This is a genomic window from Pseudoalteromonas aurantia 208 (assembly GCF_014858725.1).
Taxonomy (GTDB): domain Bacteria; phylum Pseudomonadota; class Gammaproteobacteria; order Enterobacterales; family Alteromonadaceae; genus Pseudoalteromonas; species Pseudoalteromonas aurantia.
Window position 1 is genome coordinate 517,033 of sequence record NZ_AQGV01000015.1, and the last position, 14,509, is coordinate 531,541.

The following is a 14,509-nucleotide window of genomic DNA, read 5'->3' on the forward strand; positions in this document are numbered from 1 at the left end:
TCCTTACTAATTTACGTAACTAATAACTAAATCGGCTTTTGCGACAAGTTCATCATCGACATAAGCCTGTGCTTTGAATTTGGCCATACTGCCAAATTCAGTCGTAAGATTTGACACTACTTTAATGATGTCTCCAGGGTGTACTGGCCGAGAGAATTTTGCTTTTTCAATACAAGAAAGCATGCCACCAGATTTACCCGTACCGCAGCACAATCCGCTGATCTGAGCCATTGTTTCAATGATCAGAACGCCAGGGAAAATAGGCTGATCAGGGAAATGTCCTTCTAGGCCTGGCTCGTTGTGAGAGACAAACTTCAGTCCAACAATTTGTACTGAAGGCGTCAATTCAACAATTTTGTCGGCAAATTTGAATGGTGCCTTATGTGGTAAGTTATCTGTGATCATGCTTTTTCATCTCCCCAATCAAAGCAAAGGTAAACAATTATGAAGAACACGATGCTCGTGGCGGCTAAAATATATAGCTGCTTCGCAACACTTGCTAAGTCTGCTCCTTCGTTTGCCACCAATCGCAGCGCATCTAAAAACGCTGTAGTTGGTAAATAAGACACAATTTCGCGAAGGAGGTCTGGGAAGTTAGCAGTATCAAAATAGATACCCGATAGAAACATTAAAGGGAAGTAGAGTAAGTTTGATATTCCAGAAGACACCTCAACTCGCTGACTTCTGGCACCAACCAGTACGCCCAACATACAAATACAGAATGAGCCAAGTGTCATTACAGCCACAATATTTATGATGCTGCCTTGTAACGAGTAATTGAATAATAAATTAAAGGCTACAAATAAGATTATCATCTGAAAAACAAGAAGAAATAGTCGAGCTAATACAATACCAATGATATAGTCCCGGCGCTTAAATGGAGACAGACGCATACGCTTGAAAAAACCATTCTGTCTATCTGATACCAAGCTATTTGCAACAGATACTAAAGCTAGACCAAGAATTTGTAATACGATGATCCCTGGGATCAACCAATCCGTGTATCTGTAGCCTTTAATGCTGATCACTGAACTGTGAACTTCTTGATCCTGTGCAGCTGCCTTTAAGTGCATAAGGTAATTGCGGGCTTTTAAGGTTTCGTCAGAATTGTGTGTCGAAAACATGGAATTTGGCGTGAGATAGACTTGAGGACGCAACTGGCTTTGCAGTGTGCGTAGCAAGTCACTTGGATGCTCAATAGGCTGCTCTACATCTGCATCAATAAATGTTTGTTCTAGTGCTTCTGATTCAGGTTGGTTGAGCGAAGTCACAGACACGAGCGGATCTTGGCGCATAGCTTTTAACCAAGCAGCATCAACTTTTGCTTCATGCATGACCACAACGTTAACTGGTGTCATATGCGAGCCACCAGAAAATGCCTGGATCAGTAAAAGTGCAATTAAAATTGGCAAACCAAAGGTCCAAAGCAGCACGGCTCTGTCTCTAAAGAACGGCCTTATATTGATTAGCATTAACTGCCAAAACGGATAGAGTTTAGCTGGAGTTGCGTTATGCATAACTTTCCCTTGAAATTGAAGATCCTGTTAACTTTAAAAATACGTCGTTGAGTGTGGCTTTTCGTGGTTCTTTAATAATGGGCGCTTCGAACGTACGATTGATAATGTCGTTAGGGCGACCAGCCTCGATAATTTTCCCTGAATTAATAATGGCTAAGTTGTCACATAGGAATTCCGCTTCATCCATATAGTGCGTTGTCATCAAAATGCAGGTACCAGATTCTTTTAAATCTTTGATGATATGCCAGAAGTCTTGTCGGCTAGTCGGATCAAGCCCAGTGGTCGGCTCATCGAGAAAAACCAATCGAGGTTGTCCAACAACCGCCATGGCTAAAAAGACGCGTTGTTTCTGACCACCACTTAACTCACTTAACCATGCATCTTTTTTCTCGAGCAAATTGAAACGCTCGAGTAATTCCAGTATGGGCGTATAGTTTTGATAGAAGCTTGCAAACAGTTCAACACACTCCTTAACTTTGAGTTTGTCGTACAGGTTGTTGTGTTGCATGACACCTCCCATCAGGCCACGCAATTGTGTTTCATGTTTTTGCCATGTGTAGCCAAATAAAGTGATTTCTCCAGAGGTCGGCTTACGCAAACCTTGAAGAATTTCTAAAGTGGTTGTTTTTCCGGCACCATTTGGGCCTAGTAAACCAAAACATTCGCCTTCTTGAACCGAAAATGAGACATCATCGACTGCTACTTTATTGGTCCGTGAATACACCTTTCGCAAAGATTTAACTTCTATGACGCTTGTCATGTGATTTCCTTATTTTTTAGACTTTTTAAAATACAGGCGCTCAGTGCCCCAGTAAGATTGACGCTGACTACTAAGGCATATTGCGATTTATTCATTTGCAACGCTTGGTGAATTGAAGGGCCGATTGCACAGGTCACAGAAGCGGGTTTATTTTGTGTAATTCTCGCTTGTGGGAAGGCTTTATCTAAATAAGTAAGCAGTGAAGGTATGTGACTATCGTTCAGTACGGTTAAGTAAATATCTTCAATCATAACCCCTTGTTTTTGCAGTGTATTTAATTGAGTGAGGCAATGGGCATCATTTTGGCTATCGGTAATATTCAAGCACTTTATGACTTCTGCAATAGGGTTATCGTTCGGTGTTAATTGTGTTTCGTTGGCAAGTACTAGGCTACAACTGTAGGCCCCTTGATTTAATGGCTCAATTGGTGCTGTTTCAAATGCTGTTTTGCTGATGGTATTAATATCTTCAGCGCTACAAACAACCCCGTATGCTTGCCTTCCTTCTCGCAAATGAGCGTAGGCAAGATTGAGTGCTTGTAGGTGGTCATTACCTAGATCACTAATACAGGTTGCACTGCCTTTAAAGCCAAATGTAATAGCAAGTTGACCAAGAGTTGCGTTAACGACAGTATTAGGGAAAACGGTGCTTTTTAGTTCACTAATGCCCTGTGTGAATAAGGTATTTATATTTTTATCAAGCACATCCGCAGAACCTAAAGAACAAGCGAAATAAGCCCCAAAACTATCAAACTCAGACTCGGTAAATGTTCGATTACAGTCTTGTAGCGCATAGGCTGTTGCACCCAATGCAAACTGTGAAACAGTGGTCATGCGTCTTTGAAAAAGTGTAGGGAAGTGATCTTTCAGTACAAAAGGGTTTGGTAAGGTAATTTCGGAGCTTTGACTCTGCAAGACAGTGGTGTCTGATAAATATGCACTACCAAGAATAAACACACGATGTGTAGGCACAGGCAGTGACTGGACATTATTTTTACTGACAATGAGCGTTGTATTGTGACCACCAAATGCAGAGTTGGTGACAGCAAAGTGTGCGGTATTTTGCTGCTTCACATCATTTATAATAAGGTTGTAGCCTTGACAATCGGGCCTGATATTCTCCCCATTTAAGGTGGCTGGTAGGAAACCATTGTCTATAGCGACGGCTGAAGAAATAAACTCAATCGCGCCTGCAGCGCCTAAAGTATGCCCGAAATAAGACTTTGAACTTGAGATAGGAACACGTTGAGCGAGTTCTTGGCCAATTGCATTGGTAATACCGTTTAGCTCAGAGCCATCATTTGCTGGTGTGCCAGTACCGTGACTATTGATGTACTCAAGTTGCTCTGCCGTTATAGCTGAGTATTTTAATGCCTGCTTGAAAGAACGGGTAACGCCAGCACCTTCTGGGTTCGGAGCAGTTGCATGAAACCCATCTAGGCTTGAGCCTGTCGCCAAAATACGATATTTAATGTCAACATGTCGGTTATGTGCGTGTGTCGCAGATTCTAATACTATAAATCCGGCACCCTCACCCAAACTCAGACCCGTCTTATCATCATAAGGAGAGCACACATCATTACTTAGTGATTGTACAGAATGAAACCCTCCATATACTAGCTCTGCGAGTGCGTCTGTTCCCCCTGCAATGACAATGTCCACTTCGTCAGATTCAATTAACCGTTTGCCATGCGCGATGGCGCTGCTACTGGCGGTACATGCAGACGTAAACGTGATGGTTGGGCCCAGTATATTGAAGTGAGATCTCACTGATTCGGTAATATGGTGCGGCGGAAAAAACTGACAACGTTCAGGTTGGTGATTTCTAATACCATTTAAAAATGAATATTGGCCACAATTTGCATTACCAAGACACAATGCGACGCGGACATTCATTAACTGCTCACACGTCAAGTGTGCTTGCTCTAGGGCTTCTTCAATTGCCTGTATGGCAAAGTGCGTAGCTAAGTCTTGGTGCTCAAAATGATTGCCACTGATATTTTCTACCTGTTTAACGAGTGCCCCTTTGCGGTTTACCAATCCATCGGTTGAAAATCGTTCTATATCACCAACTCCGGACAGTCCTGCGACCATAGCTTGATGTAAAGATGAAGTACTTTCACCAATTGAACACAGTACACCGTACCCGGTAACTACTGCCGATTTATCTTGCTCAATCATGTATCATTTCCTTAAGCGCTGAAAGAGTGGTTTTGCCCATGTCATTAATGGGAAAGCTTTTTATAAAATTAATTTTAGGTATCGGGAGATCTACAAAGTGATGTTGAAAATCAGCAAAATCGGTTAATGACAGTTTGGGGCTTTCTACGAATGCAACGAGTTCACCACCTTTGATGTTGCGAGTATCTTCGATAAAGTAAACTTTGTTATTCAAATCACTAAACACATGACTTAGAACATCTTCTACCGCTTTGATTGAGACGCGTTTACCAGCGTATTTAAATATTTTGTCTAACCGACCAAGGTGTTCGAAGGTATTCTCATCAATGAAGTTGAGTTTATCTTGCAATGAAAACGTCGTTAGTCCAGACGCGAGAAAGGGAGACGTTATTTGATACTGTCCATTATCTGCTAGTTTGAAGTTGACGACGTTAAAACGCGTAAAATAGCGAGAGGTCGTTTTAAGCGTTCGGTATCCAAGCGCACCTGTCTCGGTGCTTCCAAGTACTTCAATTGCGGGACATATAAGTTGTTTTTCTTTTTGTATTTCTTCAAGTTTTGCCGTTCTTTGTGCACCAAATGCGGCACCTGAACTGACGAGCAACTTGGTTTTTGAGCATAGTTGTTCAGCAGCAAAGTCCCATAATGTAGGCGTGACAATACAGGCATTATTTTGCTGCTTAACAGGGCACAATTGTGGTGTATTACTGTGCTGATAATGAACGGGTATGTTAAGTTTTAATGGGAGCGCAAAGCCCCATACAAAGCCATACATATGGCGAAGGTCGACACAAGCCGTTATGTAGTCAACATCAGAAAAATCAAAGCTCTGAGTAAAAGTATCCGCTTCATTCAAGAGTGCTCTTATGGATTTAAACCATTGCTGTGGTGTTCCTGTACTGCCAGATGTTTCGAAACCAATGTTATTGTCGATTAACTCCATTTGCAGAAATGGCAATAATTGATGCCTGTTGTGGTTTATATTAGAGGGGTTTTTGGGTAACTGTTGCCATGAAAAGGCGTTATTTGGCGCATGTTTCGCGGCGCTCAATATAGGTGTATAACCAAGAGACAGCAGTACACAGACTGTTTTTATAATATCCAAAGGTGATGAGTCTTTAACGTACACGTGTCCAGACTCATTATTTGGTTTAATATCTATATTGGAATATGCAGCCAAGGCGATTAAATCTAATACACTCCCTTCAGACAGAGGTGTATTTTGGTTATCGTAAAAGTAACCTGTTTGCACTGGTAACGCTTGATGTTTTGCTGAATCAATAATGGCAGTCGCAAGCTGTTCAAGAGAAGGAAAACTTGGTTCAGATATTACTGATAGCGCAAAGGTTTTTTTGCACTGTGCATAAAGTTGCATTAGGTCTACAGAGTCTAGAAATACCGGGGTTTCTAATAAACTCTGAGAAATACTCAAATTTGCTGCTTGTTCTGGCAATACTTCTAAATCAGAAACAAGCATCACTTTGAGCTGCGTGATAATAGTATCGACTGACTGCATGGGATCCTTCCAGCTAGATAATAGGGTAAGGGCAATTATTGCCCTTGTGTTTGCTCGTAGATAAATTGACTTAATGAATTGATATTTTTCATCTTGTCTTGGATAACCGTTTCAGGAAAATCCTTAAACTTAAAATTGTATTTTTTCTCTACTGAGACCACTAAATCTAAAACTTCGATGCTATCAAGGTCTAATCCGTCACCTACCAATTGCGCATTGCTATCGATTTCTTCAACACTGTCGACAACCTCAAGGCTGTCGACAATAATATCTTGTTTCAGGAAGGTGCTGATTGATTCTAAAGTACTCATTTTTATCATCCTTTTCTGTTTAGAGTGGTTATTTACCAAATAATGCGTCGACCATTTTCACAATTTCACGGTCCATTGGGCGGTCTTCAATGACTGGCTCAAAGTTACTGCTTAGTAGGTCAAAGAATTCTTTTGATAAAGGGTTGAGATCCTGCGCTTTTTTATCTGCACCATGAACATAATAGGCTTGTCTAACGGCCATTGCCTGAATTGCAATAACAGGTTTGATAAGTTCAACAATGCGTTTTAAATCACGTGCTGCGATAGTTCCCATACTGACAATATCTTGATTAAGCGCTTCGGTTGTACGAGAAAATACAGAGGCAGGATTTGCTTGCTTTAATGCTTCGGCAACCAGTGCAGATGCAGAAATTTGCATCGCTTTGAAACCATGGTGGATCCACGCTTTATCGCCAAGATCTTCCGTCGCGACTAAGTTATTAGCGATGCCGCCATTGAGTCGATCATCGACTAAAATACCCAGCTCTCTTTCAAGCAGCGCGCCCATATTTGCGACCAAGGGCTTTAAAGCATCACAAACAGACGCAACATGCCCGCCGTAGAAATGACCTGCATTTAAAATAAGGTCTTGTTCATTGTCAAATAATGGGTTGTCGTTTACCGAGTTTATCTCGGTTGTCATGATTTTCTCAGCCCAAATTGTTGCATCGACAAGTGGACCAAGAACCTGAGGAGAGCAGCGAATAGAGTAACTATCTTGTAGTCTGAAAGATTCTTTCTTACCATGCTCAATATTGTCATCTGTGCGGTTACGACGACCAAGACGTTGTTCAGGATCTTTTAACCTTTCTAAAATTTTAGCGGCGACACGTTGTTGCCCTTCATGTGGTTTTAATTCATGAACGCGTTTGTGAAATGGTGATGTGCGACCTTCAATCAGCTCAACAAATAAGGCGATAAGCTTGCAGCTAAAATCAACCGCTTGATTGATTTCTTTAATTGCATTAACAGCAACACCAGACATGACCGATGTACCGTTCATTATTGCTAAACCTTCTTTAGGCTTTAATTTATATGGGGCAATGTTAAGTTCAGCTAATACCTCAGCAGTTGGTCGAATTTGGCCTTTATAATACACATTTCTTTTACCGCCAAGTGCTGCGCCAATATATGAAAGTGGTGTTAAGTCGCCACTTGCTCCAACTGAGCCCATTGAAGGTATTGCTGGAATAATGCGGTGGTTTAAAAACGTTTCCATTTGTTCAAGTAGTTGCCAACTTACACCAGAATAGCCTTTTGCATTACAATTCATGCGAATAAGTAATGTTGCGGCACAGTCTTCTTCAGACAAATACTCACCGACACCACAGCCGTGATATGCAATTAAGTTTTGTTGCAAGTCTTCTGATAAACTGGGGGAAATTCGATTACTCGCAGAGTTACCAAATCCTGTTGTAACACCATAAATGTCTTCTTTGTTTTCTAGCTTGTTATCTAAATATTGTCTATTACTCAGTATTTTATCTTTCAGCTCAGCGCTATCTAATTTGATAATTGATAGTGGCTTTGATGCGTATTGTTGAACTGCTTCTAGTGATAAAGTTTGTTGTGAAATAAACACTATATTGCCTAACTGCTCTTCAACTTTGATTTCATCATTAATGATGTGACTCTGATCCATGATTGTCCTTGTAAGTGTCAAGTGTGTGCAATGAGAAATAGCAAAACACGTCCATTTATATAATGAATGGCATCGTGTTTTTTATAGCTAGATCAAACCTGCTTTGTATTATTTATTAATGAATATATTAATACTTTTTATTTAATTGGTTTCCAATAATGAAACGTTAAGTAAGGGGTTAGATAATCTATACTACGTTTTATAAACCCCAAGTTTCGAAAGCGGAACAAGGTTAAGTCCATGTTTAAATTATGTCAATGGCAAAAAAATACTAAATTTATAGTCGTTGTAAAATGAGGGATTAGAGTATGTAGGATATATGAAGTTTTTAATTTTAATGCTTTTAAGTGGTTGGTTTTTATGTGTTTTATTTTTTTACTTGAACGTTGGATGTCATACTGAGAATTAATAATTTAATAAATTGAAATAATTAAATTAATGATAATTTTTGTGAATGCCCGTTTGTTGTATAATGAATTCGTTTTTTTGTTTTTTATATTTATAATTTGCTCCCCTTGTGGGTATATATGATTAGAATTAATATTCTAACCATATATTTTTAGAGTTTTTATACTATGGCTATTCTTCTAATATTATTTCTTCAATATCTTTATTGTTCATTACTAATGTATAAGATTGGTCTAAAGAAATAGCACAAAGGTCTAATGGCTTCTCATTTATTATTATGTCTGAATTACAGTCATCGACGTAATACCAACTTGTTACTTCACCTTTATTGGTATTTATAGCTTGATCATTGATGGTGATAGTCAGCGTTTCATTGGACAGTATGCGAATGGCAAAGAAATCGGCTTTATTTTGTTTTTGCTTTTCGAGTAACTTGATTTGAATTTTTTCGGCGTCATCTTGCCAAGCAATAACATGATAGTTTTGTTTATTGTTAACTTTAAGCTTTTCTTGCCTAAGCATGCCTAATTTATTTACAGACTTGGCGTAGAAGCTTATACGGCGGTTTGTGTTGTGTTCATGACGTATTCTTGCCGGTGTTGAATCTCGTGCGAGTGTCGCAACATGATACTTGTCGTTACTCACATCTCGCTCATCTCCATCTAGCTCTGTATTGGCCATGTGAAACGCGACTTCATATTGCGTGGCATTAACGTAGTTATAATCATTCTTGTAGGTATCAGAGCCGAAATTAGCCGTTTCAATATCTTCTGACGAGCAAGCAACGAGTAGACTAGATAAGATGGGTATGTATAGCTTTAGTGCTTTCATAGTATTTATATCCTTTAAATTTTGAGAGTGAGTATCTGTACCGTTAATGGGTACCTGTTAAAGTGTTAAGTTATTGTAATGGGTTAGGGTCGTATTATAAAAAATGAAGTTGTATTAAATTGTATTTTTTTATAACGAGTTTTTACATTTACCAAACAACTTGTATGACTAGATACTTAGTACTTTGATTTAGTTACAAGTATTGGATTTGTGAGGGGTAATTCAGAATGGGGCAGACTGAACGTTTAGGTGAGTCGTTATGCTTGATATGATCAAAAAAGGGCCAACTCATTGGCCCTAATATAGTTCTACCGCGTCACTCGTTAGTATTGACCGAGTAAAGTCAGGTTCGAAAATGCAGAGTAACCCCTTAGCATAATGTGGTAAGTACCACCTTGGCCTGAATTCAGGCTACAATTTTCAGTATTTCCGTTTGCATAAGGGCGACAATCGTAACTGCTTGTGGTCGGTTTAGAGCCCTTACGGACATATAGGTCGGCATCACCTGAACCGCCAGATGTGCTGACATTTAATGTGACGTTTGCAGGTACGTCGATGGTGTAAAAAATCTCTTGATTTTGACTACCAGAAATATTGTTGATTGGTGTGCCATTGTCAAGACAGTTACTACCACATCCACCTTGTGTATCAAATGAAGCAGTTAAAGAAGCATTTGCGTATTGGCTATATCCGTTAAGTAAAATATACCAGTCGCCAGCTGAAGGGTCTGTAAAGCTACAGCTCTCGCTATTGCCGTTCTTATAGGGTCGACAATTGTAGCTTGTTAGGGTTGGCTCTTGGCCTACTTGTGTGTATAGATCAGCATCGCCTGTGCCACCCGCTAGATTAATAGATAAAGAGCTGCTTCCTTGAGGGACTGCTATTTTATAGAGCGTTTGGGAGCCATTGGCACCACTGGCAGAAACAGATTGTCCATTATTAAGTTCAATGACCACTGGCGGTGGAGGAGGTGGTGTAGAACCCGCTAATGTATACAGCAATTCATTTGGCGAGCCAGACTTGGCATCAGATACTTTATTTTTAGAGCTTCTTTGGCCCAGTAGGCTGTCAATTTGCGATGGTGTTAAACTCGGGTTTTGGTCTAAGTATAATGCAACAGCGCCAGCAACATGGGGTGATGCCATAGAGGTGCCACTGATTGTATTCGTTGCGGAATTAGAGTTATACCATGCGGACTTAATGCTTGAACCTGGTGCGTAAATATCGAGGCAGTTACCGTAATTTGAAAAACTAGAGCGGCTATCGCTGCTGGTTGTTGAACCGACCGTGATTGCGTTGGCAGCGCGAGCTGGGGAGTAATTACAAGCACTGCTATTGTCATTTCCGGCCGCAACAACAAAGCTGATACCTGCTGCTACGGCATTGTTAACTGCATCATCTGTTGCTTGAGATGCGCCGCCTCCTAGACTCATGTTGGCAACAGAAGGCCCTGATGCATTATTTTTAACCCAGTTGATACCAGCGATAACACCAGAGTTAGTCCCTGAGCCATTACATCCAAGAACTCGTACACCGACAACATTGACATTTTTTGCAACGCCGTAGCTACTGCCACCCACTGTACCCGCGACATGCGTACCGTGGCCGTTACAGTCAGTTGCATTTGAATCATTATCAACAAAGTCATAACCATGACTTGCTCTATTACCAAACTCGTTATGACTGATAAGGACACCAGTGTCAATTACATACGCAGTGACACCTGAGCCATCATAGTCGTAATGATAATTAGAGTTAAGCGGTAAGTCAGTTTGGTCAACTCGGTCTAAACCCCAGATTGCGTTTCCTTGATCCGCTTTTGCTGAGACCAAAGGTGTGATGGATACAATTTGATCTTGCTCAATATATTTAACGCTCGGATCATTAAGTAAGGTATGAATTTGCTTGACTGACGCGTCAACCAAAACGCCATTTAGCGCAGTACCAAACTTTTTCTCAACCGTGACATTGTATTTGCTGTTAAGCATATTCACTTGTTGATCTATGTAGGTCGCAATGGCTTTTTCATCGAGATTGTTAATTATTTTTGGTGTATCGAATACAACGATATATTTGCCTTCAATTGCTTTCTTTGGGTCTACATCAACCATTTCAGCAGCGAAACACTGGCTAGATAAACCAGTGAGTACAGCAAGTGTAAGTGAACTTAATTTACGCATTGTGTTTCCTTTACATGTTGTTGTGGTTAAAAAACACACAAATTATTATCATTGTTCACAAATAAAACAAACATTTTTTTTACTTAGTTGTAACTTTATGTGCGATTTTTGTATTGTTTTGTTTACGGTTGTAGTGTTTTGCAGTGAGTTCGGTGGGTGCATCATGGGGTTTTCATGTGTGGTACAGACGTAATAAATAGCAAATTAAAGGTTGAATATAATGCGTAACTTCCTTAATATTACTTAAAGTAATTACATATATTATTTAGTTATAAACACTAAACTCTATATAATTAGTTCTCAATATTGAGGTCAGTTCATGCGTAACCCTGAAGTACTAAAACAAATCTACTTAGATGCAAATGCGACTACACCGGTGCTTCCAAGTGCAGCGGCAGCGGCAATGAAGACGATGGAAACAATGTTTGGTAACCCAAGTAGTAGCCATGTTTGTGGTTTGCAGGCAAAAGAGATTATGGTTCAGTCAAGACGCAAAGCAATTGAGGTGTTAGGTGCTGGAGCTGGCCAGGTTATTTTTACCAGTGGTGCGACAGAAGGTATTCAAACGGGTATTTTATCTGCTTTGTATGCAGCAAAATCTCAAATGAAAGTGGGTGAGCAATATTCTATTTTATATGGCGCAACCGAACACAAGGCTGTACCGGAGTCATTAAAACATTGGAACCGAATTTTAGAGATTGACGCTAAAATTGTAGCGATCCCTGTTGATGATCGAGGTACGCTTGATATGGCATTTATTGCTCGAGAAGTGCCTAATGCGTTAATGATTTGTACTATGGCAGTCAATAACGAAACTGGTGTATATCAAGACTTGCTGTTACTTGAAAAAACGATCCGTTCCTCTAACCCTAATGTTTATTGGATGGTTGATTGTGTTCAAGCATTGGGAAAAATTAAAATGGACTTGGCGAATATCAGCATTGATTATGCGCCATTTAGTGGTCATAAGCTTTACGGGCCTAAGGGGATCGGGTTTGTTTATATACGAGAAGGTGCGCCTTTCACCCCCTTTATAGCGGGGGGGGGTCAAGAGAGTGGATTGCGCTCAGGCACTGAAAACCTGCCAGGTTTAGCTGCATTAAGTGTTATTTTTGACGAAATATTGGATCTTGGTGAAAAGCAATTTTCCCCTACCTCAGTGCTCGAACAGTTTCGTGCTCAGTTGGCTCTATCGCTTAAACATGCTTTCCCTACAGTGGTATTTAATCACAGTTTTGATAACAGCGTGCCAACTACGCTGAATTTTTCTATCCCAGGGTTCACTTCTAAAGAGATCATGGACTTGTTTGATGCGGCAAATATACGTGTAAGTTCCGGTTCCGCATGTAGCTCGAAAGTCACTCGTAGTTTTGTATTAGATGCTATGGGTTTAGCACAGTGGCAAAGCGAATCGGCAATCCGTATGTCATTTGGTCCTGCAATGACACAGCACCAAATCGATGCTGCTTGTGAAAGAATTCAACATTGTGCCCAAGCGCTAGGCCACAGCTGTTTATTGCGTGCCGACGGCGCTATTGACGAACGTGAAGAGTTAGAAGGCTTATTGCAATTAAAAGTGGGTGGAAGTTGCACATGGCTATATGCTGATAAACGCACTCATAGCGCAGTAGTTATTGATCCCCTCCCAGAATTAAGCAACCGTTTACTGACTATTTTACAATGTCAAAAGTTGTCGCTCATAGCGGCGATTGATACCCATGGACACGCAGATCATGTATCAGGTCGCGTTGCTTTGGCGCAAACGCATTTAGCAGATCAAGAGTGTGATGAATTAGGGTGGCCATTAAACAGCGCGAGTAACACATTTGAGGGTCAGTCTTTTAACTATATTGAGTTTGGCGAACACTGTTTAGTGCATGTTGCTACGCCAGGACATACAAGTGATAGTATCTCGTTATTGTTATGTGATAAAAGCGAATTCTTTAAAGGAAACTTGGTCCCACGCTTTACATTTTGTGGTGACTTAGTCTTGATGGGGAGTGTTGGTAGAACGAATTTTGAATCTAGCAACGCGTCGGCGATGTATGACAGTTTAAGGTCTTTAGCTAAGTTAACGGCTAAGCAAGGGCTATTATGTCCAAGTCATGATTATCACAATGAGTTTGTAACCACCTTTGATGCAGAGCTTAATCGCAATGCCCTGCTGCAAAGTGTGATTGACGCGCAAATTTCAGCTGATGAGTTTATTAGTGCAAAGACTGCGTTAGATAAGCACATTGATGATGAGCAGGGCAGTGAAATTATGTGTGGGGCGTTTATAGAGCCATGCTCTCGCGTTAAGGTGAGCGAGTACGATAGTGATTCTCTTGCAGTCAGAATGCAAAGTCACCACAATATTAAACTGATTGATATTCGTGAACCACATGAGTATGCATTAAGTCACGACCAATCATTTAATAATAACGTGCCATTGACGCGGTTAGCGAATTTTATTGCACAACAAAGTTACAAAAAGGGCGAGGAAATTATTTTGGTTTGCCGCAGTGGCAGCCGTTCACAGGTGGCGGCGAATGCATTGACTAGGTTGGGCTTTGAGCATGTAGGTCATTTAAAGGGTGGCTACGCGCTAAGTCATTAATGACTTCAATAAGGGTCGTTAAAGCCACTGTGGATGTGGCTTTAACTCTACAAACTGAGTGTATGACTATACTCAGTTTGTCATGTCATTCTCTATGCTATTTTCTGGTTTAGCCAGCAAGTCATTCCAATTTATAGGGCTTAATTCAAATACTTGATCTGATGAGGTATCGTGTGTGTTACAGACGTTATCTTGTCCGATTACCCGCACTGGTAATTGTTCACTATATGACCTCATGAGTAAGTCATACTGTTGTTGAAATACAGGGGACTTGAGATCTAATTCCCAAACTATGCTGGCACCCTTGACCACACATTTTGCGAAAGTTGAATGGGTGCTATGGGCATTTAAACGAAAATAAATAATGTGATCATTATTTAACTTATCAGAGCGTATGCTCATTTCACTGACTGTGCCAGTTAAATCATTCGTCGCTGTGGCAGCAAAGGTTGTTAGTGTCATCAAAGATAGAAGTAATGCTTTAAGCTTCATTGTAATTCCTTGTTGATATTGTTATTTTTTATCCATATGGCGATAGTATACCTAATTTATACCTTAAAAAGAA

At 40.4% G+C, this 14,509-nt stretch carries 11 protein-coding genes; 1 reads left to right on the top strand and 10 read right to left on the bottom strand.

The annotated features are described in order from the left end of the window. Nucleotides 1–6: 6 nt before the first annotated feature. The 9 genes from fabZ to PAUR_RS20505 form a co-directional block, all read right to left on the bottom strand. Nucleotides 7–405, bottom strand: coding sequence for a 3-hydroxyacyl-ACP dehydratase FabZ (gene fabZ / locus PAUR_RS20465; protein WP_192509581.1), 399 nt, complete (start codon nucleotides 403–405; stop codon nucleotides 7–9). Next, entirely contained in the window at nucleotides 402–1,517 is a 1,116-nt protein-coding gene (locus tag PAUR_RS20470; RefSeq protein ID WP_192509582.1) for an ABC transporter permease, read from the bottom strand. The genes fabZ and PAUR_RS20470 overlap by 4 nt, the downstream gene beginning before the upstream one ends. Beyond that, nucleotides 1,510–2,277 (bottom strand): ABC transporter ATP-binding protein, encoded by a 768-nt coding sequence (locus tag PAUR_RS20475; protein ID WP_192509583.1) that lies wholly within the window; start codon nucleotides 2,275–2,277, stop codon nucleotides 1,510–1,512. The genes PAUR_RS20470 and PAUR_RS20475 overlap by 8 nt, the downstream gene beginning before the upstream one ends. Further along, the gene (locus tag PAUR_RS20480) at nucleotides 2,274–4,457 is read right to left on the bottom strand and encodes a beta-ketoacyl-[acyl-carrier-protein] synthase family protein (RefSeq protein ID WP_192509584.1); all 2,184 of its coding nucleotides are present in this window, start codon (nucleotides 4,455–4,457) and stop codon (nucleotides 2,274–2,276) included. The genes PAUR_RS20475 and PAUR_RS20480 overlap by 4 nt, the downstream gene beginning before the upstream one ends. Next, a complete protein-coding gene (locus PAUR_RS20485; protein WP_192509585.1) occupies nucleotides 4,450–5,973 on the bottom strand; it encodes an AMP-binding protein in 1,524 nt (507 codons plus the stop codon). The genes PAUR_RS20480 and PAUR_RS20485 overlap by 8 nt, the downstream gene beginning before the upstream one ends. 35 nt (nucleotides 5,974–6,008) lie before the next feature. Further along, entirely contained in the window at nucleotides 6,009–6,284 is a 276-nt protein-coding gene (locus tag PAUR_RS20490) for a phosphopantetheine-binding protein (protein WP_192509586.1), read from the bottom strand. Between the two features lie 28 nt (nucleotides 6,285–6,312). After that, on the bottom strand, nucleotides 6,313–7,926 hold the full coding sequence (locus PAUR_RS20495) for an HAL/PAL/TAL family ammonia-lyase (protein ID WP_192509587.1): 1,614 nt from the start codon (nucleotides 7,924–7,926) through the stop codon (nucleotides 6,313–6,315). 579 nt (nucleotides 7,927–8,505) lie between these two features. Next, complete coding sequence (locus tag PAUR_RS20500; RefSeq protein ID WP_192509588.1) at nucleotides 8,506–9,165, bottom strand: hypothetical protein; 660 nt, start codon at nucleotides 9,163–9,165, stop codon at nucleotides 8,506–8,508. A gap of 323 nt (nucleotides 9,166–9,488) precedes the next feature. Next, nucleotides 9,489–11,345 (bottom strand): S8 family peptidase, encoded by a 1,857-nt coding sequence (locus PAUR_RS20505; RefSeq protein WP_192509589.1) that lies wholly within the window; start codon nucleotides 11,343–11,345, stop codon nucleotides 9,489–9,491. Between the two features lie 319 nt (nucleotides 11,346–11,664). Between PAUR_RS20505 and PAUR_RS20510 the strand changes: the two genes are divergently transcribed. Next, a complete protein-coding gene (locus PAUR_RS20510; protein ID WP_192509590.1) occupies nucleotides 11,665–13,944 on the top strand; it encodes an aminotransferase class V-fold PLP-dependent enzyme in 2,280 nt (759 codons plus the stop codon). Nucleotides 13,945–14,016: 72 nt separating this feature from the next. On the opposite strand, the gene PAUR_RS20515 is transcribed toward PAUR_RS20510, so the two are convergent. Beyond that, entirely contained in the window at nucleotides 14,017–14,436 is a 420-nt protein-coding gene (locus tag PAUR_RS20515) for a hypothetical protein (protein ID WP_192509591.1), read from the bottom strand. Nucleotides 14,437–14,509: the final 73 nt, after the last annotated feature.

What these genes read in the sequence shown, in the direction of transcription:
- PAUR_RS20495 (WP_192509587.1), bottom strand. Translation starts at nt 7,926, where the DNA reads ATGGATCAGAGTCACATCATTAATGATGAAATCAAAGTTGAAGAGCAG.
- fabZ (WP_192509581.1), bottom strand. Translation starts at nt 405, where the DNA reads ATGATCACAGATAACTTACCACATAAGGCACCATTCAAATTTGCCGAC.
- PAUR_RS20485 (WP_192509585.1), bottom strand. Translation starts at nt 5,973, where the DNA reads ATGCAGTCAGTCGATACTATTATCACGCAGCTCAAAGTGATGCTTGTT.
- PAUR_RS20470 (WP_192509582.1), bottom strand. Translation starts at nt 1,517, where the DNA reads ATGCATAACGCAACTCCAGCTAAACTCTATCCGTTTTGGCAGTTAATG.
- PAUR_RS20500 (WP_192509588.1), bottom strand. Translation starts at nt 9,165, where the DNA reads ATGAAAGCACTAAAGCTATACATACCCATCTTATCTAGTCTACTCGTT.
- PAUR_RS20515 (WP_192509591.1), bottom strand. Translation starts at nt 14,436, where the DNA reads ATGAAGCTTAAAGCATTACTTCTATCTTTGATGACACTAACAACCTTT.
- PAUR_RS20480 (WP_192509584.1), bottom strand. Translation starts at nt 4,457, where the DNA reads ATGATTGAGCAAGATAAATCGGCAGTAGTTACCGGGTACGGTGTACTG.
- PAUR_RS20490 (WP_192509586.1), bottom strand. Translation starts at nt 6,284, where the DNA reads ATGAGTACTTTAGAATCAATCAGCACCTTCCTGAAACAAGATATTATT.
- PAUR_RS20510 (WP_192509590.1), top strand. Translation starts at nt 11,665, where the DNA reads ATGCGTAACCCTGAAGTACTAAAACAAATCTACTTAGATGCAAATGCG.
- PAUR_RS20505 (WP_192509589.1), bottom strand. Translation starts at nt 11,345, where the DNA reads ATGCGTAAATTAAGTTCACTTACACTTGCTGTACTCACTGGTTTATCT.
- PAUR_RS20475 (WP_192509583.1), bottom strand. Translation starts at nt 2,277, where the DNA reads ATGACAAGCGTCATAGAAGTTAAATCTTTGCGAAAGGTGTATTCACGG.